Source organism: Pantoea sp. SM3640, from assembly GCF_015654165.1.
Classification (GTDB): domain Bacteria; phylum Pseudomonadota; class Gammaproteobacteria; order Enterobacterales; family Enterobacteriaceae; genus Pantoea; species Pantoea vagans.
Genome location: NZ_CP064872.1, coordinates 2,258,817 through 2,279,626 on the forward strand (window position 1 = coordinate 2,258,817; position 20,810 = coordinate 2,279,626).

Sequence of the window (20,810 nt, forward strand, 5' to 3'; positions counted from 1 at the left end):
CTCAGAACCCCTGCGCACTTGCTTTCACCAGCGCTGCCTCTTCCGCCTGGTCGCGGGGAAGATCAGCCGTAAGTTTGCCGCCCGACATCACCAGGATGCGATCGGCTACCGCCATAATCTCTTTCAGGTCTGAGGTGGAGAACAGCACGGCGATGCCCTGCTGCGACAGCGCCACCATGGTGCGAAACACCTCGGCTTTGGCCCCGACGTCAATACCGCGGCTCGGCTCATCCAGCAGCAGCAGACGTGGATTGGTCAGCAGCGCACGGCCAATCACCACTTTCTGCTGATTGCCGCCGCTGAGTGCACTGATGGCGACGTCCGGCGACGAGATTTTGATCGCCAGGTTGCCCACCGTCTGGTTCACCGCCTGCTGCTCCGCCTGATGCGCAATGGCAAAGCGGTGCGACAGTCGCCGCCACAGGCTGGCGATGGTGAGATTACTGGCGACCGATGAGACCGGGAAAATCCCGGCGCGTTTGCGATCCTCCGGCACCAGGCTCATGCCCATACGGATGCGATCGGCGGTCGGCAGACGGGTTGGCAGTGGTTTACTGTCGAGCCACAGCCTGCCGAGATAGTGGCGCTGGCTGCCGAGCAGACACTCAAACAGTTCGGTGCGACCCGCGCCCATCAGTCCGTAGATCCCGACAATTTCGCCGGCCCGCACCTGAAAACTGACGTCATCCACCAGCGTATTGCCGTTGGGACTGACGCAGGTAATGTGCTGCGCCTCCAGCACCGGCGCGCCAAATTCACGCCGATCCGGCAAAAAGGTCGTGACCGGCTCACTGCCCAGCATCTCGCGCACGATCCACGGTACATCGATGGTGCTGACCGGGGCTTCCGCCTGGAAACGTCCGTCACGCAGAATGGTAATCACGTCACCAATCGCCATCAGCTCCTCCAGCCGGTGGGAGATATAGATGAGGGTCACGCCCTGCTGCGTCAGGTCGCGGATCACCCGGAACAGGATCTCCACTTCGGTTTTGCTCAGCGCGGAGGTTGGCTCGTCGAGGATCAGAATGTCTGCATCTTCCGCCAGCGCTTTGGCGATCTCCACCAGCTGCTGCTGACCTACTTTGAGATTGCCGACCCGCTCAGTGGGGGAAATCGGCTGATCGAGCCGCGCCATCAGTGCGGCGGTGCGGCGTGCCTGCTCCGCCTCATTGATGGGTGACAGGCCGCGCTGGATCTCCCGGCCCAGAAAGAGGTTCTCCGCCACCGTGAGGTTTTCAAACAGGTTCAGCTCCTGGTGCACCATGCCGATACCGTGCCGGGCGGCGTCACGGGTGCTGCTCAGCATCAGCGGCTCGCCATTCAGGAACAGCGAACCGGCGCTGGGCTGCTGCACCCCGGCCAGAATCTTCATCAGGGTCGATTTCCCCGCCCCGTTTTCACCGATGATGACGTTAACTTTGCCGCGCCAGACCCGGTAGTCGACGCGATCCAGCGCCAGCGTGCCGGGAAACAGTATCGATATCTGTTCGGCCCGCAGAATGATCTCATCGTTCATCAGGGCGTCCCCCGCTTCAGCTCAACCGCCACCACCTCTACAACGCTGTTGTGACCGATGCTCACCGCCAGCAGCGCCTGTACCGGCTGGTTGACCCAGCTGGCATCCAGTGGCGGCAGCTGCTTCACCGCATGACGATTAAGCGCCCGCGTCAGCTGGGCGTACTGCACCTGATTTGTAAACTCCTCGAAACGGAACCCGGCGGCGTCGCGAATAGCGTTGCTGCGCAGCACCGGCCCGACGCTGACTGCCACCGGTTTGCCGTTGAGCGTCAGCGTCAGCGTGCGTTCACGCGGATTACTCTCATCCAGGGCGCTGGCCGTCCCGCTGGCCCGTACGAAGACGCTTTCACGCCCGCCGGGTTTAACCGTCTGACTTTTCGCCTCCATGTCCGCCCAGCTCAGCGCGTGGCTGTTCGCGGTGGTCATGACCCGCGGCTGCCAGGTCTCATCCGCAATCTGCTGCGGCGTCTGGGTGGTATAACTGGGTTTCGCGTGCGGATCTTTCGGCAGAATCGGGTTACCGTCCGCATCCAGATCCACCACGGTGCAGGCGCTGAGCAGCGCCATACCGGTCAATACCGCCAGTATCCGTTTCATGGTTATTTCGCCAGGTTGAAGTTTTTCAGCTTAGCGGCGTTGCTGTCGTCAATCAGCACACAGTCCATCAGCTGCTTCTCCTGTTTCTGCGCTTTGCCGTTCTTCAGGTAGTAGTCTGCCTGCGTGACCGCCATCTGCGCCTGATCCCAGCCCGGCTGGAGTACCGTCGCTTTGATGTTGCCTTTGTTGAGGATCGAATCGCGGGTGTAGTCGCTGCCGTCAAAGCCCACCACGATCACCGAGGTTTTCCCGGCGGCTTTCAGCGCGGCTTCCGCGCCCAGCGCCATGGTGTCGTTACCGGAGATCACACCAACGATGTTGGGGTGTTTCTGCAGCAGAGTTTCCATGCGGCTGAAGGCTTCGGTCTGGCTCCAGTTAGCGCTCTGCTGCGCCACCATTTTCAGGTCGGTGTAGTCATCCAGCACGTCGTGATAGCCCTGCGACCGCACGCCCGCGTTGGTGTCAGACTCCTTGCCCAGCAGTTCAACGTACTCGCCTTTGCCGCCCAGCAACTTTGCAAATTTCTCTGCACCCAGCTGCGCGCCCTGATAGTTATTGGAGACGATCTGCGCCACGGCGATACCGGTTTTGTTGATCTCACGGTCAATCAGAAAGGTCGGGATACCGGCATCTTTGGCTTTCTGCACCGGCCCGACGGTGGCGTCCGCGCCGGCGTTATCCAGAATGATCGCTTTCGCTTTGCGCGCAATCGCGGTCTCAATCAGCTGGTTTTGCTTGTTAACGTCATCGTCGTGCGACGCCACCAGCGTGGCGTAACCCAGCTCTTTGGCTCTGGCTAACGCGCCTTCTGCCTCGGCTTTGAAAAACGGGTTGTCATGGGATGGGGTAATAATCGCCAGCAGGCCTTGCTCTGCCGCCAGCGCCGTTGCAGAAAAAGCGAACATCGAAGCCAGCAGGGTCAGTTTAATCAGAGGACGAGTCATTATCTTTCTCCGCTTGAATATATATTCATACGCGATTTTATATGCATAATGACTATGCGCCTGCGCTGACGCGCCGTCCAATGCGCGATCGTTAAAAAGCGAAAACGATCACAAATTAGCCTGCGTTGTGATTTTGATCATCCTGGTTAACAATACCGGGCAGATTCAGAGAGGGAAAAACCGATGGCAAAACAGGATGAACAGCGACTGATGGTGAAGATTGCCACGCTTTACTATGTCGAAGGGCTGAAGCAGTCAGAGATCGCGCAGTCGCTGACCCTATCGCAGTCGTTTGTCTCACGCATTCTTAATCGCAGCGTGAAAGAGGGTGTGGTCAAGATTAGCGTGGTGCCGCCGGCCAACGTCTATCCGGAACTGGAAAAGGCGATTGAGCAGACCTACAACCTGCCGCAGGCAATTGTGGTGGATGTGCCGGATCAGGCGTCGTCACTGCAGATTAAGCAGGCGATTGGATCGGCGGCCGCTCACTATCTGGAGACCCGGCTGCGCAACGATGAGCTGATTGGTATTTCGTCGTGGAGCGGCACTATCCGGGCGATGGTAGATGCGCTGCATCCGCTCAACAACGCCTGTAAGGGCGTGATCCAGCTGCTGGGCGGCGTCGGAGCCAACGGCAACGTGCAGGCTACCATTCTGACCCAGAATCTGGCGGCGCTGCTGAACTGCCCCGCCTGGCTGCTGCCGTCGCAGTCGATTGAGCATTCGGTCAGCGATCGCCAGCGGCTGTCGGCCAATGCCGAGGTTGCCGAGGTGCTGAGTAAATTTGAGCAGGTCGATCTGGCGATTGTCGGCATCGGCGATCTGGAGCCGTCGGCGCTGCTGCGCAATTCTGGCAACTACTATGATGGCAAAATGCTGCAGACGCTGGCGGCACGCGGTGCGGTCGGTGATATCTGCCTGCACTATTTTGACGCCTGCGGCCAGCCGGTATTGAAAGCGGAAGAAGATCCGGTGATCGGAATGGAGCTGGCGCAGGTGAAACAGTGCCCGCAGGTCGTCGGGCTGGCTGGGGGACGGGAGAAAGCGCAGGCGATTCGCGGTGCGCTATTGGGCGGTTATATCAAGGTACTGATTATTGACTATCCCACGGCGCGGCTGCTGCTCACGCCGCAGGCGTAGTCAAAACCGGTCAGATGGTGCGGTAAGCGGTGGTGACTTTCCAGAGATAGCGCGGCGCCTGCGCCGCCGGATGCCTGTTCTGCACATGCTGATAGAACTCATCCGGTGACATGGCGTTGATCATCGCAATGGCCCGATCGCGGTCTCGGGAAAATGTTCGCAGCAGCGCACCGGCACCGTTGGCATAAGAGACGATGGTGGCGTAGCGCAGGGTCAGCGGATCGCGGATGCCCGACAGCGCAGAGTCCTGCAGGATGCGGATATAGGCGGTGCCGATATCAATATTTTTGGCCGGATCGCGCAACTCGGCATTCGACGGCTGGCCCCTGCGGCCCAGCGTGCGATAGACTTCGCGCCCCGCAGTCGACGCTTTAATCTGCATCAGCCCTACCGCATTGGAACGGCTCACTACGCCCGGATTTCCACCCGATTCGACACTGATAATGGCGCTGATCAACTTCTCATCAACGCCATAATGACTGGCGGCATCTTCGGTAAACATGGCCCAGGTTCCATTGACGCTGGAAGGCGGTGCCTGCGTTAACGGCGTGTTGCGCTGCTTAACGGCATGGTGCGGTGGCTCGCTGGCACAGCCAGTCAGGAGTAAAGCCGAGAGTATAAGGTGTCGGATTTTCAGCAATTTTTCGTCTCATCGCGGTTGTGGCGAATGCTATCATACCCAGGCAGCCTGAGAGCAAAATTACCGTTTATCCTAAATACACGATTATGCGGCGTGCACCGTGACTTCAGCGGGGCTTTTCGCCATCATCGCCGTCAGTCATGAGCGCTAACAGCAGGAAAGTATGATGATTTCACGTTCAGTTCGTCTTATCTCCCCCTCCGGTTACTGTCATAATCAGCCTGCGGCGCTGCAGGGCATTGCACGACTGCGCGCGGCGGGCCATCAGGTGGAGAACGAGCAGGTGATCACCCGCCGTTTTCAGCGCTTCTCCGGCACCGACGCGGAACGCCTTGCGGATATCAACCAGCTTGCCAGCCTCACTACGCTGCCCGACGTGGTGCTGGCGGTGCGCGGCGGTTACGGAGCCAGCCGGTTACTGGCATCCATCGACTATGTTGGCCTGCAACGCCGCCTGCTGAATCAGCCGCTGGCGCTGTGCGGCCACAGCGACTTCACCGCGATTCAGCTGGCGCTGCTGGCACAGGTTGGCCTGATTACCTTCAGTGCACCGATGCTGGCAGGTAACTTCGGTGCCGCGACCTTATCTGAATTTACCCTGCACCACTTCTGGCAGGCACTGACATCACCTACAGTAGAGGTGAAATGGCAGAGCGAAACCCCAGACCAGGGCGACTGGCAGGGTACGCTGTGGGGCGGAAACCTGGCGATGATCTGCTCGCTGATCGGCACGCCGTGGATGCCGCAGATTGAGAACGGCATTCTGGTGATAGAAGATGTGAATGAGCATCCGTTCCGCATTGAACGCATGCTGATTCAGCTGGAGCAGAGCGGCATTCTGGCGCGACAGCGGGCAATCGTCACCGGCAGCTTCACCAGCACGGCCCTGTCGGACTATGACAATGGGTTTGATTTCAGTACCGTCTGGCAGCGCGTGCGTGATACTACCGGTCTGCCAGTGATCTGTGGATTAGATTTTGGTCATGCCGCTGATACCGTCACACTGCCGCTGGGTGCCAGCGCACGATTAGCGGTCAGCCAGGGCAACGCCCATTTGCAGGCGACCGGGCATCCCGTCCTGCGGGATTAGAGAGCGTTTCAGGAGATCGACATTGAAGCCGTTGTATGACGATTTGTGGATCTCAACCCCGGAATTCCCGGTGGAAGATGCCGTTAATGACCTGATGATGCATGGCTTTATGCTGCGTCACCCGCGCGGTAATCTGCTGATTGGCCGCGTAGAAAATCCGCTCGATCATGAAGTGATTGCCGATACCGGCGGCGTGATCCGTCACTATCTGACCCACTGGCACGAATCCGCGCCTGGTGCGGCGGTGATCCAGCAGCGTTTCAGCAGCGCGCTTTACTGCCACAGCCGCTCATTAGGCCCCATCAGCCGTTTTGCGGAGCCTGATGACACCTTTTCGCAGCCGGAGACGCACTTCGGCGATTTCCATCTGCTGCCGACGCCCGGGCACACGCCGGGCAGTTGCAGCTTTCTCTATACCTCGCCGCTGGGGCTGACCTATCTGTTTGTCGGCGATACCGTGACCCGTTCTCATGACAACTGGATCACGGTGCTGGTGCCGGACAGTAATCCGGCTGAGCTGAGTCAGACGCTGGAATTTTACCGCTCGCTGCGCCCCGACGTGGTGCTGATGAGCACCACGCGCGGGCATCTTTCCTGGAAAAAAGTGACGCTGCAAAGCTGGCTGGCTGCCATTGATGAAGCTGAACAGCATCCTCTGGATCTGCGGGAAAATCCGCTGTTCTGATTACAGTTCTTTGGTCAGATAGTGCCGCTGATAATCATCTATGTAGTTCGCCAGCGTGAGCCGCAGAGTGTAGCCAAGTTTTTCATAAAACGGCCGCGCCTGAAAACTGGCGGTATCCACCTGTGCATAACGGCAGCCGCGATCCCGCGCCTCCTGCTCGGCAGCCTGTATCAGCTTACTCCCTGCCCCCTGCCCGCGTAGCGCCTCACTCACCCAGAGCATATCAATCCGCAGCCAGTGACCGGTAGTTGAGCCGGTCAGCCCGGCCAGCTTTTTGCCCTGCTCATCACGGATAAACACCCCAATTGACCTGATCGTATTCACATCAATAAATTTGCTGTTGAAGGCATTGAGGCCCAGCCTGACCTCATCCAGATCCTGCGCGGTAACGTTGTCGGTAATCTCAGGTTGCATAGTGGCTCCCGGGGTTAACTGTCGGAACGCTGACGATCGTCGTAGCGCTCCAGGGTCAGCGCATCGACATCGCGTTTTTCGCTGCGGCTGCAGGGCAGCAGTTTATCGCTGTCGCGGTAAACAAAGAAGGTTGCCTGGCTGCGCTGGTTCACAATCAGCTGATCGCCATTGCGAAAGCGGGTAATCGCCACCTGATCGCCCGCTTCTAAGCGGGTTCGCTGCTGACCGGCGGCAATCTGGAAGTGATTATCCGGCCACATCAGGGTGGTTAAACCATATTCGGCACGCGAAACCGTCATAGTCGGCCGGCCGGGACAGTTAAGCTGATATTCGGTTTCACTCCAGGCGGGTGCGATGTGACAGGCCAGCAGGCCCAGGGCAATTAACGCTGCCTTCATGCTGTGTCTCCACTGATTTCATTGAGAATTTTCTTAGTTTAACATATAAAAACCAGAGGAGAGACGTGAGGCGAGCGTGACTGAGACCATTAAAAGGTGGAATCGGTGTGCGAAAAAACCTGAAAGTTGAGAAAAGATAAAGTAATCCGGCCAGTCTGACAGCGTGCCTGTCTGGCCGGATAGTGACTATTCGGCTGCCACCTCGGCGGCCACTAACATCAGCGCCAGCCCGGCATTTTCGCTATCATAAGCCTGCATGGCTGCACGAATATTCGCTGAGCAGGCGAGCACCTGTTGCTTCTTATCGGCTTCCAGCTCGTCAATCGCGTGGCGAATAATCATTAGACTTGCTTCTTCTTCTTTCATCATTTATCCCTGGATTTGCCTAAGTGGTGCGCAAAGGAGCCAAGAATAACGTTTATTGATAAGCAAAGTCACCCCTTTACATTCCTGTTGCTTAACGATTAAACAAATCACAAACAGGAAGCGTAGCGGAAACTGCTATAATTAAGTGATTGGTGGTGCAACAGGATAGACTCTGCGCCACAATACTCCCAGGGAACGAAGCAGGTAGAAAATCATGATGCGACTCAGCATTTTAATCCTCATCGCGATGATGACTGGATGTTCATCTGGCCCGAAAGGGGTGGAATGTCCGGGTGAGGTCTCGACAATTTATGGTCAGTCGATGGGACAGACTCAGGGCGTGATTTTTGACCTGGTTAACAGCTTCACCGTGACACGGGACAATGTCAGCGTAAACAGTGGCCCGCTGCAGTCGCTGGATCGGTTTAAATATGTCCCCTCCGCTGTAACGCGTGAAGGCTACTATGCGCAGCGCCTGTCAGATAAGCAGTTCCGCCTGATTAATCCTTACCAGGACACCCAAATTACCTGGACCTGTCCATAAGGGATGAATCCTGTTGCCAGATGGTTTATTGTCAGGAAACGTCAAGCAGCAGGGCTCCCCGATGGAAAAGCGTCTGGATAACAACGGTTATATCGACTTCCCCTTCCCCGCTACGCGCAATGCAGATGGCTCGGTTAATCCCTGTGGCTTTGATCTGACGCTGGAAACCGGTCGCCTTGAAGAGATCGTCGTGCTGAATCGCTCAGCGAATCTGCGGCGACTGGTCGAGGAGGTTAACCTGCAGGAGGGATTGTTTATGACCCTGGCCTGTGACTGGCAGCAGCAGGAAAAGGCGGTCTGTGGTTTTATCGATGTGGCTTTTCGTCCTGACCTGCCGCAGCACGACTTTGAGGAAGCCCTGCAACTGGAAGCGAGCTTTCATCGTTACCTGACCGGACAGGAGCAGCAACATCAGCTGCCCGCCGGGACACTGGTTAACTATGCCCGTTCAGTGCTCGACTGGAGCTGGTCGCCGCTGCGTCAGCGTCAGCGCGATTACGAAAAAATTACCATCCAGTTCTATTGTCCGCAGGCTGATGACGCCGAATGGTGCTTTGACCATCTGCGTCATTTCCTGGTGAGCGTCTACCCGACCTGCATCGCCACCCGTTCACTCTGATCCCCTCTGCCCCCGGAGTCGCTATGCGTCCTGCTGCGCTGTCTGTTTTTACGCTGTTCTGCTCGCTGTTTTTTGTCGCATCGGCCCAGGCCGATCGCTGCCAGCAAATCCGCGCCGGTCTGGATATCGGTTCCGGTACCACCAAAATTGCGGTGGCGCGCGTCAATGTCTGCCAGCAGCGCATCGAAAAAGTGCTGTATCAGGATCAGCGCGCCGTGGCCTGGAACGACGCATTAGCCCATTCAGCGGATAACCAGCTGAGTCCGTCAGTAACTCATGAAGGTGCCGCCGCACTGCAGCAACTGGTGGCGCACGCACAGCGCTTTCATCCGCAGCGAATCAGCGGCGTGGCGACGGCGGTGTTTCGCAACGCCAGCAACGGTCAGGCCGTCATTGAACAGTTGCAGCGCCAGAGCGGTGCGCAAATCAGCATTATTTCGCAGCAGCAGGAGGCGACGCTTGGCTTTCTCTCTGCCAGAGCCGCGCTTAAAGATCCAATGGTCCGGGATGAGCAGTTACTGGTCTGGGATATTGGCGGCGGGTCAATGCAGATGACTGCATGGCGGCAGCAGGCGGGCAAGCCGGTAGCAGATATCTATCAGGGCAGACTGGCTTCGGTGACGCTGAAAAACTTTATTCTGACGGTGCTCAAGAACAGCCCGAAGGCGGAATCCCCCAATCCCATTGGTTCCTGGCGGCAGTCGGTGCTGCGCTTTGTGCAGTTTTATGCGACTAACGAAGTCAGCCCGCAGATCAAACAGGATGTGGCCGGTCGTCGGGTAATTGGCATCGGGGGCGTGCACGGTTTTTCGATTCGCAATCAGTTACCGGGCAAACCCGACCACTATACGCTGGCGACCCTGAGCCAGCTCTCGCAGCAGCAGGTCTGGAAAGGCGACAGTGAGCTGTCTGGCGACTATCGCGCCACGGACGTGAGTAATCTGTTACTGGTGGAAGGATATATGCAGGCGCTGAAAATCAATGAGGTGGAGATTGTTGAAGCCAGCCTGATTCAGGGCGTGCTGCTGCAGTAGCGCAACGCTTCCACATTCGCTAAACGTCGGGCTTAACCAGCCGGATAGCGTGATCCAGCATTCGCTGCTCATCCCGTTCACTGTGGGCGCGCTGCTGCCGGGTTCGTTTAAGCAGGTCATAGATTTCGCCACGCCGGGTATCATGACCGCGCTCCATCAGCACAATGACTGCATCGCCAATAACGCGGCAGACTTCATCATAGTCATCATCATTCAGTGCATCACGTTTCATCGTTTCTCCTCCGGCTGTGACTCTCTTCTCAAAAGGCTAGACAGGAAATGGCTGGCCCGCAAACGCAGCGCTATTAACAGCCAGAAATGATTTTTTAACGCCTTATCGGGCGCTGGCGGAGCAGAACTCTCTATCTTTGCTACGCTTTGAGAGTCTTACTCAAAACCAAGGAGCATTTAAATGTCAGGAAAAATCGAAGATAAAGTAAAAGAAGCCGCTGGCGCAGTTCAGGAACAATGGGGTGCTGCAACCGGTTCATCCGAGCATCAGGCTAAGGGCGCAGCGCGTCGTTACACCAACCAGGCAAGCTATGCTGCACGTGATGCAGCTGAGACCATTCGCGATCAGGTTCAGTCCAATCCTGCTGCAGGTCTGGCCATTGCTGCAGGCGTTGGCGTATTTATCGGCTTCCTGCTGGGTCGCAAGTAATACCGCCACACGTCAACAGAACGGGAGCCACTGGCTTCCGTTTTTTTTGGCTGTAGCTGACCGTATGCTGAGAAACATCTGAATGATAAGCCTTCACAGGCCAGCGCACGGTGAGTCTCCAGTCTTAATTACGTTCTCTTTCTGACAACATCAAGGTGACCTCATGAAAACGATTCCTGCTTTGCTGCTGGTGGCAGCGACCTTAACCTCTCTGGCGGGCTGCTCGCATAAGAGCGACGCCATTAAAGAAGATGGCCGTCCCCATGCGCCAAGTGGCCAGTCTTCTCCGGGCGGCACCCTGGGATCAGGCCCGGTGGGTCAGCCTCAGTCGTAATACCCTGCCCCGGCACGCATGCCGGGGTTTGTTTTTTTATATTCAATAGCTCCCGTAAAATAAATTTGCTAATAGTTAACCTGCTAGTAATTAAGGGCGGGATTAAAAAATCCTGAAATATTATTCTTATTATAAGAATCATCCCAACTCTTTTCGAAAATTGCCTACCTCTTTTACACAATTCTGTATATATACCCTGAATAAACAACACTAAAATTGTGGAAAAAGTTTAAACAAATATTCTACGACCAATAAAAAAGATTTCCCCCTGCTGAACTTTAGACGTAAGAATATTCTCTAATAATGCACAACACCTTTTGTTTAATATTATTGATACGTTCAAGAGAATTCAGACGTGAAGAAAAAAAAGATTTATCTGATAGACCGACTTTTAACGCTTTATTCTCGATTTTCAGGCAGAACAAAACCGCAGGCCCTGCAGGCGCTGACACCCGGCACGGTAGTGATTTATTCCACTACGGCACTGGGCGATTTTCTGATGAATACACCCGCTATCTGGAGCCTGAAGAATCGCTTTCCCACCAGCAAATTTATTCTTGTTTCCAGTAAGAAAAATAAGGACCTGGTCAGCCGTTATAACTGGTTCGATAAGATCTATATCTGGGATAACAAAGTGGCTAATTTCCTGCCGCTATTTTTCAAACTGCGTCGCCAGAAACCGGATTTGTCAGTGATATTACACGCCCATTTTCCCTACGATATTATGAGCTCAGTACTGACTGGCAGTAAGGCGATTGTGCGCGATCATTACGGCAGCGAATCCCCGGTGCTGAATAAATATCTTGATCACTATTCAGGCTATTTCGACGATCACACCATCAAGCGCAAGCTGAAGCTGATCGAAGCGCTGGGCGCAGAGACAGAGCAGACCCGGATGCATCTGCCCGAGGTAAATAGCCGCCCTGCTGCAACAGCCAGCCATCGCCGTATCGGTTTTCAGTTAGGCGCATCTAAAGATATTCGCCGCTGGCCGCTGGCTTCATTCAGCCAGCTGGCGACCGCGTTGCTCGAACGCTGGCCTGACGCTGAAATTATTGTCACCGGTACAGCTGCTGAGCAGTCTCTTGAGAAACAATTTATCGAAAGCCTGCCGCCGCACTGCCGTAAGCGTGTGACGCCAATGGCAGGCAAAACGAATCTCAGCGGCCTCATTACCCTGATCCGCACGCTGGACCTGCTGGTCACCGGCGATACCGGCCCACTGCACATCGCGGTGGCGGCACAGACGCCAACGGTCAGCCTGTTCTCTACCGCCAATCCACGCTATACCGGCCCCTGCCAGGACAGCGATCGCCATATTGTTATTCATCGCCCGGATAAAACGGCGTCACAGCATCCGATGGCGTCGATTAAGGCCGAAGAAGTCGAGCAGGCCGTGGCCAAACTGGTGGGGTAATGAACGATCTCTCTCACGCTATTATTGCGCTGATTGAATACCACAATCAGCCAACCGCCCTGGGCCGGTTCCGGAAAGTGGATCGGGCGGGTTTTCATCTGCAGCAGCTGCCGCTGAATGAGGTGGAGTTCGCGATTCTGATGAATGATTTTTTTGCCACGTTCAACGTCTGCTCTGAGCATTATGATGATGCCCGCTATTTTCCGGCGGCGCACCCGCGGCATATGACACCGATGAAGTGGTTTACATCTGGCGGATATTCTCCCGTAACGATCGCGATGCTTTGTGAAGCGGCCAGCCGTGGACGCTGGCCTGAAGCAGATTACTGAATAATCGTTTGGGCGAAGGCGTCATAAACCTCGCGGCTGCTCAGCGCGTTGACCTCACGTGACGCCGGTTGCAGCACCTGATAGTTAACCTGCCACGGATGCCAGCACGCCGGATCGCTGTCACCAAACAGCGCCACCACCGGTAAGCCCAGTGCGGCACCGATGTGCATTGCCCCGCCATCACTGCTCACCAGCCCCTGACATAACGACATAGCCGCAATCAGCTGCGGCAGGCTGGTAGTCGCCACCGCCTTTATCGGCAGGTGCGGGCAGAGCGCCATGATTTCACGCGCTTTTTCATCATCCCCCGGATGACGCGGATTATCGCGGCTGCCAGGTGACCAGAGCAGCATGATCTGGCAGGGATGATGCGCCGAAATTTTCTCCGCCAGCCCGGCAAATCGGGCGGCGTCCCACTGCTGGCTCGGCTTGCGGGCGCTGATCTGGAGTGCATAGACCGGAAGAGTGGAATCAATCGCGCAGGTGTCTCGCAGGCTGGCCGCTATAGCCGCATCCGGCCGCAGCGTCAGTTTGCCTGGCGCGGTGGCGCTGAGACGCAAATCCCGTCCCAGGCTAAACAGGGTTTCGCTGATATGACAGGGTGACTGGCCGGGCGGCGGCAGTAAATCGCTGATCAGCGGATGCGGCTGCTGCCCCAGCGCGATCACTCTGGCGGGACGCACGATTTTAACCCACTTCAGGCCATGCTGATCCCAGCGGCTTTTGGCCAGAATCACTATGTCGTAACGCTGCTTTTTCAGATTCAGCATCAGCTTCAGTCGCTGTAACACACAGGCCAGTCGTCCCTGCCCTGCCTCACGGTGATGCAACTTGGTGTAATAGAAGAGCTGCCGGATATCGTGATTATGCTGCAACACGGGCGCAGCGTAGTTGTTGGTCAGTACATCGACCTGATACTGGCCCGACTGCGCCAGCGCACTGATGAGTGGCGTGGTCAGCAAGGTATCGCCAATATTATCCCGACAAATAATTAAAACCCGCATGTCTGACATCCTCTGCGCACTGGCTACGCCGTTCTGGCTGAATAAAAGTGAGACTCGCACAATTAACGTCTCTGAAGCGTTAACGTAACGGCATAAGTCAGCAAATTAGTCAGCGCAGATCGAGGTTGGTTCAATGATCGCCATGTTGTTGAAAGGCGATGGGCGCTTTTCAGGCAAGCGTTATGCCGGGCTCATTAGCCGGGTGAATGATTAAGAAAAACTTGCGCGGGGCGTCAGCGTGAGGAAGAGATAAAAGGCCACCTACGGCGGCCAGTGTCATCACTGCATTCAGCGGTATCAGCAGTGGACGTTATTTGACAGCAGGTTGATAGCCAGTCTCATAACAGGTTCAGGCTCAATACCGGTAAACATTTGATGAATTTTTTCAGTAATGGCTTCGCGGGTTACCAGCTTATCCTCAGCCACAATTTCCATAACAGCCTGACCAAATAGTAGTCGGCATGCCGCAATCGCATCACTTAAAGCTTCATCGTCCATAATATTCTCCCTGTGTATTCGCAGAAGCGTACACCTCTGTGACAACGGGATCCTGTTCAACTCTTTTTTTTGCGGCACGCGTTACAAAAATGAATCAGCTGTCACGTGCTGATAGCCAGGCCCGACATATTGAATGCCGGGCGCTTATCAGACAGGCAGAAGATTAACTTAGCGTTTCATTTAACAGATCAAGAGCGACATTGTAAATCAGCGCAGGCTGCGCATCAGGTAACATCACCTTTATTTTTGCTTCCAGAGCGCGGTTAGTGACCGGCTGATTATCTGCTAATAATTCCAGCACAGCCTGCCCAAACATCAGGCGACAGATATAAATCGCGTCTTTTGTATAATTAGCGTCCATAAATCCTCCTTATGAGTGAGGTATTACAGTAACGATATTCAGTCACAAACAGATGCCAGTTTTGCGTTCACAGTTTCTTTTGTAGTGGCATCAGATAATGCAATTTGCAGAAATATTAAAATATTCAGTCGCAGGTAAGAATTTATCAGGATGTTGATAATGAAAAGTCATTCATTCATACGTTGAAGAGGATACTGAACACCTGTTAATTGCCTTAGTAAGAGCATCAATGCTGAAGACGTTATGACTGAGGAGAGGATGCGAAGAGAAGGGAAAAGCGTGAAAGAGCAGGCATAAAAAAGCCCACATCGCGTTTAACGCGATGTGGGCTTAAGCAGACATTACATATTTTCGATGATCGCGTCACCAAACTCTGAACATTTCAGCAGCTTAGCGCCATCCATCAGGCGTTCGAAATCGTAAGTCACGGTCTTGTTAGCGATAGCGCCTTCAACACCTTTAACAATCAGGTCAGCCGCTTCGAACCACTCCATGTGACGCAGCATCATTTCTGCTGACAGAATCACTGAACCTGGGTTCACTTTATCCTGACCGGCATACTTAGGCGCAGTACCGTGGGTTGCTTCGAACAGTGCACACTCATCACCGATGTTAGCGCCTGGTGCGATACCGATACCGCCAACCTGCGCCGCCAGGGCGTCAGAGATGTAGTCACCGTTCAGGTTCATACAGGCGATAACGTCATATTCTGCCGGACGCAGCAGGATCTGTTGCAGGAACGCATCGGCAATCACATCTTTAACGATGATCTCTTTACCGGTGTTCGGGTTTTTGAACTTCATCCACGGGCCGCCGTCGATCAGTTCGCCGCCGAACTCGTCTTTCACTAACTGGTATCCCCAGTCTTTGAAAGAGCCTTCGGTGAACTTCATGATGTTGCCTTTGTGAACCAGGGTCAGTGAATCACGATCGTTGGTGATGGTGTATTCTACTGCCGCGCGTACCAGACGTTTGGTACCCGCTTCTGAACACGGCTTAACGCCGATACCACACTGCTCAGGGAAGCGAATTTTCTTCACGCCCATCTCTTCGCGCAGGAACTTGATCACTTTGTCCGCTTCGGCAGAGCCCGCTTTCCACTCGATACCCGCATAGATATCTTCGGAGTTTTCACGGAAGATCACCATGTCGGTCTCTTCAGGGCGTTTAACCGGGCTTGGCGTGCCTTTGTAGTAACGTACCGGACGCAGGCAGACGTAGAGGTCAAGCTCCTGACGCAGTGCTACGTTCAGTGAACGAATACCGCCGCCGACCGGAGTGGTCAGTGGGCCTTTGATAGCCACACGATATTCTTTGATTAAATCGAGCGTTTCCTGTGGCAGCCAGACGTCCTGACCGTAGAGTTCAACTGACTTCTCACCGGTGTAAATCTCCATCCAGGAGATTTTACGCTCGCCGTTGTAGGCTTTCTTCACCGCCGCGTCGACGACTTTCAGCATCACCGGGGAAACATCAACACCGATACCGTCACCCTCAATGTAAGGAATGACCGGATTGTTTGGCACTGTAAGCTTGCCCTGATTCAGGGTGATTTTCTGACCTTCCGCCGGAACTACTACTTTGCTTTCCATTAACCTCTCCTGGGCGTTTGTTAATGATTTGTAAGATGCGCGTCAATACTACTTGAATATTTCCGTCACGCCAATCACCGCAATTTCACGTTATAATGCGCCGAATGTTTCTGACTGCAAAGCCCATGCGAAAAACAACTCAACGAATTTACCAGGATAAACGATTCAGCCGCCCGACGCGTGATGCCCGGCGTGCCCCTGCCCGCCCTGCGGCTCCGCGCCGCGTGATTTTGTTTAACAAACCGTTCGACGTTTTGCCGCAATTCACCGATGAAGCGGGTCGCCGCACCCTGAAAGATTTTGTCAGCGTCGCAGACGTTTATGCTGCGGGTCGCCTTGACCGCGACAGCGAAGGCCTGATGGTACTGACCAACGACGGTGCCCTGCAAGCCGCGCTGACGCAGCCCGGCAAACGCACCGGCAAGGTCTATTATGTGCAGGTGGAAGGCGATCCGCAGGAAGCGGATCTGCAGCCTCTGCGGGATGGGGTTAATCTGAAAGATGGCATGACGCTGCCCGCTGGCGTGGAAAAAGTGGCTGAGCCAGCGTGGCTCTGGCCGCGTCAGCCGCCAATCCGCGAGCGCAAAAATATCCCGACGCAGTGGCTGAAAGTCACACTGTATGAAGGCCGTAATCGTCAGGTGCGCCGCATGACAGCCCATATTGGCTTTCCCACCTTGCGGTTAATCCGCTACGCCATGGGGAGCTATTCACTCGACGATCTGGCTTCAGGTACGTGGCGTGAAATCAGCGAGAGCCCCACCTGAAAACCGATTTTTTATAACCTCAGGTTAACAATTGCGGAGAAGTGATGTTTAAACCTCATGTTACTGTCGCCTGTCTGGTTCAGGCCGAAGGTGAACTGCTGGTGGTGGAAGAGACGATCAACGGTCGTGCCACCTGGAACCAGCCTGCCGGACATCTCGAAGCGGATGAAACGCTGCTGGAAGCCGCCGAACGCGAACTCTATGAAGAGACCGGCATCGCGGCATCGATGCACTATTTCATCGGGATAAACCAGTGGATCGCGCCCGACAGTACGCCTTTTGTGCGTTTTCTGTTTGGCGTGGATCTGGCCAAAAAAGCGCCAACCCAGCCGCAGGACAGCGACATCGATTGCTGCTGGTGGCTACCGCCAGCGCAGATTCTCACTGCATCTAACCTGCGTTCGCCACTGGTCGCGGAAAGCGTACGCCTCTGGCAACAGGGCACGCGCTACCCGCTACATCTGGTCAGCCCGTTCCAGTGGCCGTTTCACGAGGGTGCGCGTCTGCCTTCTGCATGATAGAATGCGCCGCCTGTTTTTTTATCGTAATGCGAGCGTGTCATGTCTGACAACAGCCAGAAAAAAGTGATCGTCGGTATGTCCGGCGGCGTCGATTCTTCCGTTTCCGCCTGGTTACTGCAGCAGCAGGGTTACCAGGTTGAAGGCCTGTTCATGAAGAACTGGGAGGAGGACGATGGCGAGGAGTATTGTACCGCCGCGGACGATCTGGCGGATGCGCAGGCTGTGTGCGACAAGCTCGGTATAAAGCTGCATAAAGTTAACTTTGCCGCAGAGTACTGGGATAACGTCTTTGAGCATTTCCTCGAAGAGTACAAAGCAGGCCGCACGCCGAACCCCGATATCCTCTGCAATAAAGAGATCAAATTCAAAGCGTTCCTGGAGTTCGCAGCGGAAGACCTGGGCGCGGATTTCATCGCTACGGGTCACTACGTGCGCCGCAAGGACGTCGATGGTCAGAGCCAGCTGTTACGCGGACTGGATGGTAACAAAGACCAGAGCTACTTCCTCTATACCCTGAGCCACGAACAGATTGCCCAAAGTCTGTTCCCGGTCGGCGAGCTGGAAAAACCGGAAGTGCGCCGCATTGCGGAACAGCTGGACCTGATTACCGCGAAGAAAAAAGACTCGACCGGCATCTGCTTTATCGGCGAGCGCAAATTCCGCGACTTCCTTGCGCGCTATCTCCCGGCTCAGCCAGGCGAAATAGAAACCACGGAAGGCCAGATCGTCGGTGAACATCAGGGGCTGATGTACCATACTCTGGGACAGCGTAAAGGTCTGGGTATCGGCGGCCTGAAAGAGAGCAAAGATGATCCCTGGTATGTGGTTGACAAAGATGTGGCGCGTAACCGTCTGATTGTCGCCCAGGGCGGCGATCATCCGCGTCTGATGTCCGTTGGCCTGATTGCGCAGCAGCTGCACTGGGTTAATCGTCAGCCGATTACCGTCCCACTGCGCTGCACTGTAAAAACCCGCTATCGTCAGACCGACATTCCCTGTGAGATTATTCCGCAGGGCGACGATCGGATTGAGGTGCGCTTTGAGGAGCCGGTTGCTGCGGTCACGCCAGGTCAGTCTGCGGTCTTTTACCTTGGCGATGTCTGCCTCGGTGGCGGTATTATCGAACAGCGCCTGCCGTTAGTGGCGGAGTAAACGGGCTTAGCCCGCGTTGATGACGCGTAAACAGGAGTAACCGTGGCGAAAAATTATCAGGAAATCACGCTGGCGCTGGCGGGCATCTGTCAGTCCGCCCATCTGGTGCAGCAGCTGGCTCAGCAGGGTCACTGCCAGCCCGAAGCGCTGACCGTGTCGCTGCGCAGCGTACTGGACCTGAATCCTGGCTCCACGCTGGCGGTATTCGGCAACAATGAAGCCAACCTGCGCCTCGGACTTGAAACCCTGATGGCGGTGCTGAACAGCAGCAGTCGCCAGGGCGCAGGCGCTGAACTGACGCGTTACACCCTGAGCATGATGGTGCTGGAGCGCAAGCTCAGCGCCAGTAAATCCGCCATGGCGACGCTGGCACAGCGCATTACGCAGCTGGATCGCCAGCTGGCACATTATGAACTGGAGTCAGACACCATCCTCAGCGCGATGGCTGGCATCTATGTGGATGTGATCAGCCCGCTTGGACCGCGTATCCAGGTTACCGGTTCGCCTGCGGTGCTGCAGAATACGCAGGTTCAGAGTAAAGTACGTGCCACTCTGTTAGCCGGTATCCGCGCTGCCGTATTGTGGCAGCAGGTCGGCGGTGGCCGACTGCAACTGATGTTCTCGCGCCAGCGTTTGCTGCGTGAAGCGAAAACCCTCTTATCCCGGCTGCCACTGACTTACTAAGTCGGTGCGGCAAAACACTGCTAAATGATTCAGGAGTTGCACTGATGGAATTATCCTCTCTGACCGCCGTCTCACCTGTCGATGGTCGTTACGGCGATAAAGTCAGCCCGCTGCGTGCGATTTTCAGCGAGTTCGGTCTGCTGAAATTCCGCGTTGAGGTTGAAGTTCGCTGGTTACAAAAACTGGCCGCGACCGCAGAGATCAAGGAAGTTCCTGCATTTGATGCCGACGCAAACGCTTTCCTTGATGCAATTGTCGCCGGTTTTTCAGAAGGCGATGCCGCCCGCATCAAAACCATTGAGCGCACCACCAACCACGATGTGAAAGCGGTTGAGTATTTCCTGAAAGAGAAAGTGGCCGATATCCCTGCCCTGCATGCCGTCTCTGAATTTATCCACTTCGCCTGCACCTCTGAAGATATCAACAATCTGTCGCACTCCCTGATGCTGGAAACGGCCCGCCGTGACGTCATCCTGCCTTACTGGGACCAGCTGATCAGCGCCGTGAAAGGGCTTGCCAGCGAATACCGTGACATTCCGCTGCTCTCACGCACCCACGGCCAGCCGGCGACGCCATCGACCATGGGTAAAGAGATGGCCAACGTCGCCTACCGTCTGGAGCGTCAGTTACGTCAGCTGAAGCAGATTGAAGTGCTGGGTAAAATCAATGGCGCAGTCGGTAACTACAATGCCCACATTGCCGCCTATCCCGAAGTGGACTGGCATGAACTGAGCGAGAACTTCGTTACTTCGCTGGGGATCACCTGGAACCCGTACACCACGCAGATTGAACCGCACGACTATATCGCCGAGATGTTCGACTGCATTGCCCGCTTTAACACCATCCTGATCGATTTCGATCGCGATATCTGGGGTTATGTGGCGCTGAACCACTTCAAACAGAAAACCATCGCGGGCGAGATCGGCTCCTCAACCATGCCGCACAAGGTAAACCCGATCGACTTCGAAAACTCCGAAGGCAATCTGGGCCTGGCGAACGCCGTGATGCAGCATCTGGCCAGCAAACTGCCGGTCTCACGCTGGCAGCGTGACCTGACCGACTCCACCGTGCTGCGTAATCTCGGCGTGGGCGTGGGCTATGCGCTGATCGCCTATCAGGCGACGCTGAAAGGTATCTCCAAGCTGGAAGTGAACCGCGATCGTCTGCTGGACGAGCTGGATCATAACTGGGAAGTGCTGGCAGAGCCGATCCAGACGGTGATGCGTCGTTACGGCATTGAGAAGCCGTATGAGAAGCTGAAAGAGCTGACGCGCGGCAAACGCGTAGACGCTGCTGGCATGCAGGCCTTTATCGACAGCCTGGCGCTGCCGGAAGAGGAAAAAGTGCGTCTGAAGCAGATGACGCCTGCAAACTATATTGGTCGCGCTATCCAGATGGTTGACGATCTGAAATAATGCCCGCCGCAGACCGGCCCAGTCCGGTCTGCGTTAACATCTTGTTTAATACATTTCGCGTATACTTTCTGCAGGTTGACTCAAAC

General features: G+C 55.4%; 27 protein-coding genes. 15 read left to right on the plus strand and 12 right to left on the minus strand.

Going from position 1 to position 20,810, the window contains the following annotated elements:
- Nucleotide 1: 1 nt before the first annotated feature.
- Genes IV493_RS10465 through IV493_RS10475 form a run of 3 tightly spaced genes read right to left on the minus strand, consistent with a single transcriptional unit; the run spans nt 2 to nt 3,059 of the window.
- Nucleotides 2-1,516 (minus strand): sugar ABC transporter ATP-binding protein, encoded by a 1,515-nt coding sequence (locus IV493_RS10465; RefSeq protein WP_195857114.1) that lies wholly within the window; start codon nt 1,514-1,516, stop codon nt 2-4.
- Nucleotides 1,516-2,115, minus strand: a complete 600-nt coding sequence (locus IV493_RS10470; protein WP_195857115.1) for a DUF2291 family protein — start codon at nt 2,113-2,115, stop codon at nt 1,516-1,518. The genes IV493_RS10465 and IV493_RS10470 overlap by 1 nt, the downstream gene beginning before the upstream one ends.
- A gap of 2 nt (nt 2,116-2,117) precedes the next feature.
- A complete protein-coding gene (locus IV493_RS10475) occupies nt 2,118-3,059 on the minus strand; it encodes a D-ribose ABC transporter substrate-binding protein (RefSeq protein ID WP_195857116.1) in 942 nt (313 codons plus the stop codon).
- Nucleotides 3,060-3,242: 183 nt separating this feature from the next.
- Between IV493_RS10475 and IV493_RS10480 the strand changes: the two genes are divergently transcribed.
- Nucleotides 3,243-4,199, plus strand: a complete 957-nt coding sequence (locus IV493_RS10480; RefSeq protein WP_195857117.1) for a sugar-binding transcriptional regulator — start codon at nt 3,243-3,245, stop codon at nt 4,197-4,199.
- Nucleotides 4,200-4,209: 10 nt separating this feature from the next.
- On the opposite strand, the gene emtA is transcribed toward IV493_RS10480, so the two are convergent.
- The gene (emtA, locus tag IV493_RS10485) at nt 4,210-4,839 is read right to left on the minus strand and encodes a membrane-bound lytic murein transglycosylase EmtA (RefSeq protein ID WP_081093833.1); all 630 of its coding nucleotides are present in this window, start codon (nt 4,837-4,839) and stop codon (nt 4,210-4,212) included.
- 166 nt (nt 4,840-5,005) lie between these two features.
- Here emtA and ldcA point away from each other — a divergent pair, with 166 nt between their 5' ends.
- Together ldcA and IV493_RS10495 are read left to right on the plus strand one after the other, a co-directional pair.
- A complete protein-coding gene (gene ldcA / locus IV493_RS10490) occupies nt 5,006-5,929 on the plus strand; it encodes a muramoyltetrapeptide carboxypeptidase (RefSeq protein ID WP_195858175.1) in 924 nt (307 codons plus the stop codon).
- Nucleotides 5,930-5,951: 22 nt separating this feature from the next.
- On the plus strand, nt 5,952-6,614 hold the full coding sequence (locus IV493_RS10495; RefSeq protein WP_033782762.1) for an MBL fold metallo-hydrolase: 663 nt from the start codon (nt 5,952-5,954) through the stop codon (nt 6,612-6,614).
- On the opposite strand, the gene IV493_RS10500 is transcribed toward IV493_RS10495, so the two are convergent.
- From IV493_RS10500 to IV493_RS10510, 3 genes are all read right to left on the minus strand, one after another.
- Nucleotides 6,615-7,028 carry an N-acetyltransferase gene (locus IV493_RS10500; RefSeq protein WP_195857118.1) on the minus strand — a complete coding sequence of 138 codons (414 nt, stop codon included), beginning with the start codon at nt 7,026-7,028 and terminating at the stop codon, nt 6,615-6,617. It lies immediately after the preceding gene.
- 14 nt (nt 7,029-7,042) lie between these two features.
- Nucleotides 7,043-7,426: a hypothetical protein gene (locus IV493_RS10505; RefSeq protein ID WP_095707355.1), complete on the minus strand. Its 384-nt coding sequence runs from the start codon at nt 7,424-7,426 to the stop codon at nt 7,043-7,045.
- A gap of 186 nt (nt 7,427-7,612) precedes the next feature.
- Entirely contained in the window at nt 7,613-7,792 is a 180-nt protein-coding gene (locus IV493_RS10510) for a hypothetical protein (protein ID WP_013357539.1), read from the minus strand.
- 214 nt (nt 7,793-8,006) lie between these two features.
- Here IV493_RS10510 and IV493_RS10515 point away from each other — a divergent pair, with 214 nt between their 5' ends.
- From IV493_RS10515 to IV493_RS10525, 3 genes are all read left to right on the plus strand, one after another.
- A complete protein-coding gene (locus IV493_RS10515; protein ID WP_135909192.1) occupies nt 8,007-8,336 on the plus strand; it encodes a hypothetical protein in 330 nt (109 codons plus the stop codon).
- A gap of 61 nt (nt 8,337-8,397) precedes the next feature.
- The gene (locus tag IV493_RS10520; protein ID WP_013357537.1) at nt 8,398-8,955 is read left to right on the plus strand and encodes a hypothetical protein; all 558 of its coding nucleotides are present in this window, start codon (nt 8,398-8,400) and stop codon (nt 8,953-8,955) included.
- A 23-nt stretch (nt 8,956-8,978) separates the two neighbouring features.
- On the plus strand, nt 8,979-9,989 hold the full coding sequence (locus tag IV493_RS10525; RefSeq protein ID WP_147788324.1) for a Ppx/GppA phosphatase family protein: 1,011 nt from the start codon (nt 8,979-8,981) through the stop codon (nt 9,987-9,989).
- A 19-nt stretch (nt 9,990-10,008) separates the two neighbouring features.
- On the opposite strand, the gene IV493_RS10530 is transcribed toward IV493_RS10525, so the two are convergent.
- Nucleotides 10,009-10,221, minus strand: coding sequence for a DUF2767 family protein (locus IV493_RS10530; protein WP_013357535.1), 213 nt, complete (start codon nt 10,219-10,221; stop codon nt 10,009-10,011).
- A 180-nt stretch (nt 10,222-10,401) separates the two neighbouring features.
- Here IV493_RS10530 and IV493_RS10535 point away from each other — a divergent pair, with 180 nt between their 5' ends.
- The 4 genes from IV493_RS10535 to IV493_RS10550 all read left to right on the plus strand — a co-directional run bounded on the left by IV493_RS10535 (nt 10,402) and on the right by IV493_RS10550 (nt 12,730).
- Nucleotides 10,402-10,650, plus strand: a complete 249-nt coding sequence (locus IV493_RS10535) for a YqjD family protein (RefSeq protein ID WP_013357534.1) — start codon at nt 10,402-10,404, stop codon at nt 10,648-10,650.
- A gap of 163 nt (nt 10,651-10,813) precedes the next feature.
- Entirely contained in the window at nt 10,814-10,984 is a 171-nt protein-coding gene (locus IV493_RS10540; RefSeq protein ID WP_013357533.1) for a hypothetical protein, read from the plus strand.
- A gap of 355 nt (nt 10,985-11,339) precedes the next feature.
- A complete protein-coding gene (locus IV493_RS10545) occupies nt 11,340-12,401 on the plus strand; it encodes a glycosyltransferase family 9 protein (RefSeq protein WP_195857119.1) in 1,062 nt (353 codons plus the stop codon).
- Nucleotides 12,401-12,730 (plus strand): DUF1493 family protein, encoded by a 330-nt coding sequence (locus tag IV493_RS10550; RefSeq protein WP_033782756.1) that lies wholly within the window; start codon nt 12,401-12,403, stop codon nt 12,728-12,730. Before IV493_RS10545 ends, IV493_RS10550 begins: the two co-directional genes overlap by 1 nt.
- On the opposite strand, the gene IV493_RS10555 is transcribed toward IV493_RS10550, so the two are convergent.
- The 4 genes from IV493_RS10555 to icd all read right to left on the minus strand — a co-directional run bounded on the left by IV493_RS10555 (nt 12,724) and on the right by icd (nt 16,185).
- Nucleotides 12,724-13,734 (minus strand): glycosyltransferase family 9 protein, encoded by a 1,011-nt coding sequence (locus tag IV493_RS10555; RefSeq protein ID WP_195857120.1) that lies wholly within the window; start codon nt 13,732-13,734, stop codon nt 12,724-12,726. The genes IV493_RS10550 and IV493_RS10555 overlap by 7 nt on opposite strands.
- Before the next feature lie 297 nt (nt 13,735-14,031).
- Nucleotides 14,032-14,232: a hypothetical protein gene (locus IV493_RS10560; protein ID WP_013357528.1), complete on the minus strand. Its 201-nt coding sequence runs from the start codon at nt 14,230-14,232 to the stop codon at nt 14,032-14,034.
- A 163-nt stretch (nt 14,233-14,395) separates the two neighbouring features.
- Complete coding sequence (locus IV493_RS10565; protein ID WP_013357527.1) at nt 14,396-14,593, minus strand: hypothetical protein; 198 nt, start codon at nt 14,591-14,593, stop codon at nt 14,396-14,398.
- A gap of 341 nt (nt 14,594-14,934) precedes the next feature.
- Complete coding sequence (icd, locus tag IV493_RS10570; protein WP_033782681.1) at nt 14,935-16,185, minus strand: NADP-dependent isocitrate dehydrogenase; 1,251 nt, start codon at nt 16,183-16,185, stop codon at nt 14,935-14,937.
- A 104-nt stretch (nt 16,186-16,289) separates the two neighbouring features.
- Between icd and rluE the strand changes: the two genes are divergently transcribed.
- The 5 genes from rluE to purB are packed head-to-tail and all read left to right on the plus strand — an operon-like array spanning nt 16,290 to nt 20,724.
- Nucleotides 16,290-16,952, plus strand: a complete 663-nt coding sequence (gene rluE / locus IV493_RS10575) for a 23S rRNA pseudouridine(2457) synthase RluE (protein ID WP_195857121.1) — start codon at nt 16,290-16,292, stop codon at nt 16,950-16,952.
- 44 nt (nt 16,953-16,996) lie between these two features.
- Nucleotides 16,997-17,470 carry an NUDIX domain-containing protein gene (locus IV493_RS10580; protein ID WP_033782677.1) on the plus strand — a complete coding sequence of 158 codons (474 nt, stop codon included), beginning with the start codon at nt 16,997-16,999 and terminating at the stop codon, nt 17,468-17,470.
- A 42-nt stretch (nt 17,471-17,512) separates the two neighbouring features.
- Nucleotides 17,513-18,625: a tRNA 2-thiouridine(34) synthase MnmA gene (mnmA, locus tag IV493_RS10585; protein WP_195857122.1), complete on the plus strand. Its 1,113-nt coding sequence runs from the start codon at nt 17,513-17,515 to the stop codon at nt 18,623-18,625.
- Nucleotides 18,626-18,667: 42 nt separating this feature from the next.
- Nucleotides 18,668-19,309, plus strand: coding sequence for a high frequency lysogenization protein HflD (hflD, locus tag IV493_RS10590; protein WP_033732295.1), 642 nt, complete (start codon nt 18,668-18,670; stop codon nt 19,307-19,309).
- Between the two features lie 44 nt (nt 19,310-19,353).
- Nucleotides 19,354-20,724, plus strand: coding sequence for an adenylosuccinate lyase (gene purB / locus IV493_RS10595; protein ID WP_195857123.1), 1,371 nt, complete (start codon nt 19,354-19,356; stop codon nt 20,722-20,724).
- Nucleotides 20,725-20,810 lie beyond the last annotated feature (86 nt).

Coding starts and splice junctions, on each gene's coding strand:
- IV493_RS10510 (WP_013357539.1), bottom strand. CDS start 7,792: ATGAAAGAAGAAGAAGCAAGTCTAATGATTATTCGCCACGCGATTGAC.
- IV493_RS10540 (WP_013357533.1), top strand. CDS start 10,814: ATGAAAACGATTCCTGCTTTGCTGCTGGTGGCAGCGACCTTAACCTCT.
- IV493_RS10520 (WP_013357537.1), top strand. CDS start 8,398: ATGGAAAAGCGTCTGGATAACAACGGTTATATCGACTTCCCCTTCCCC.
- IV493_RS10505 (WP_095707355.1), bottom strand. CDS start 7,426: ATGAAGGCAGCGTTAATTGCCCTGGGCCTGCTGGCCTGTCACATCGCA.
- IV493_RS10565 (WP_013357527.1), bottom strand. CDS start 14,593: ATGGACGCTAATTATACAAAAGACGCGATTTATATCTGTCGCCTGATG.
- rluE (WP_195857121.1), top strand. CDS start 16,290: ATGTTTCTGACTGCAAAGCCCATGCGAAAAACAACTCAACGAATTTAC.
- IV493_RS10530 (WP_013357535.1), bottom strand. CDS start 10,221: ATGAAACGTGATGCACTGAATGATGATGACTATGATGAAGTCTGCCGC.
- ldcA (WP_195858175.1), top strand. CDS start 5,006: ATGATTTCACGTTCAGTTCGTCTTATCTCCCCCTCCGGTTACTGTCAT.
- IV493_RS10560 (WP_013357528.1), bottom strand. CDS start 14,232: ATGGACGATGAAGCTTTAAGTGATGCGATTGCGGCATGCCGACTACTA.
- IV493_RS10500 (WP_195857118.1), bottom strand. CDS start 7,028: ATGCAACCTGAGATTACCGACAACGTTACCGCGCAGGATCTGGATGAG.
- IV493_RS10580 (WP_033782677.1), top strand. CDS start 16,997: ATGTTTAAACCTCATGTTACTGTCGCCTGTCTGGTTCAGGCCGAAGGT.
- IV493_RS10550 (WP_033782756.1), top strand. CDS start 12,401: ATGAACGATCTCTCTCACGCTATTATTGCGCTGATTGAATACCACAAT.
- IV493_RS10470 (WP_195857115.1), bottom strand. CDS start 2,115: ATGAAACGGATACTGGCGGTATTGACCGGTATGGCGCTGCTCAGCGCC.
- icd (WP_033782681.1), bottom strand. CDS start 16,185: ATGGAAAGCAAAGTAGTAGTTCCGGCGGAAGGTCAGAAAATCACCCTG.
- IV493_RS10515 (WP_135909192.1), top strand. CDS start 8,007: ATGATGCGACTCAGCATTTTAATCCTCATCGCGATGATGACTGGATGT.
- IV493_RS10555 (WP_195857120.1), bottom strand. CDS start 13,734: ATGCGGGTTTTAATTATTTGTCGGGATAATATTGGCGATACCTTGCTG.
- IV493_RS10465 (WP_195857114.1), bottom strand. CDS start 1,516: ATGAACGATGAGATCATTCTGCGGGCCGAACAGATATCGATACTGTTT.
- IV493_RS10480 (WP_195857117.1), top strand. CDS start 3,243: ATGGCAAAACAGGATGAACAGCGACTGATGGTGAAGATTGCCACGCTT.
- IV493_RS10525 (WP_147788324.1), top strand. CDS start 8,979: ATGCGTCCTGCTGCGCTGTCTGTTTTTACGCTGTTCTGCTCGCTGTTT.
- mnmA (WP_195857122.1), top strand. CDS start 17,513: ATGTCTGACAACAGCCAGAAAAAAGTGATCGTCGGTATGTCCGGCGGC.
- IV493_RS10535 (WP_013357534.1), top strand. CDS start 10,402: ATGTCAGGAAAAATCGAAGATAAAGTAAAAGAAGCCGCTGGCGCAGTT.
- purB (WP_195857123.1), top strand. CDS start 19,354: ATGGAATTATCCTCTCTGACCGCCGTCTCACCTGTCGATGGTCGTTAC.
- IV493_RS10475 (WP_195857116.1), bottom strand. CDS start 3,059: ATGACTCGTCCTCTGATTAAACTGACCCTGCTGGCTTCGATGTTCGCT.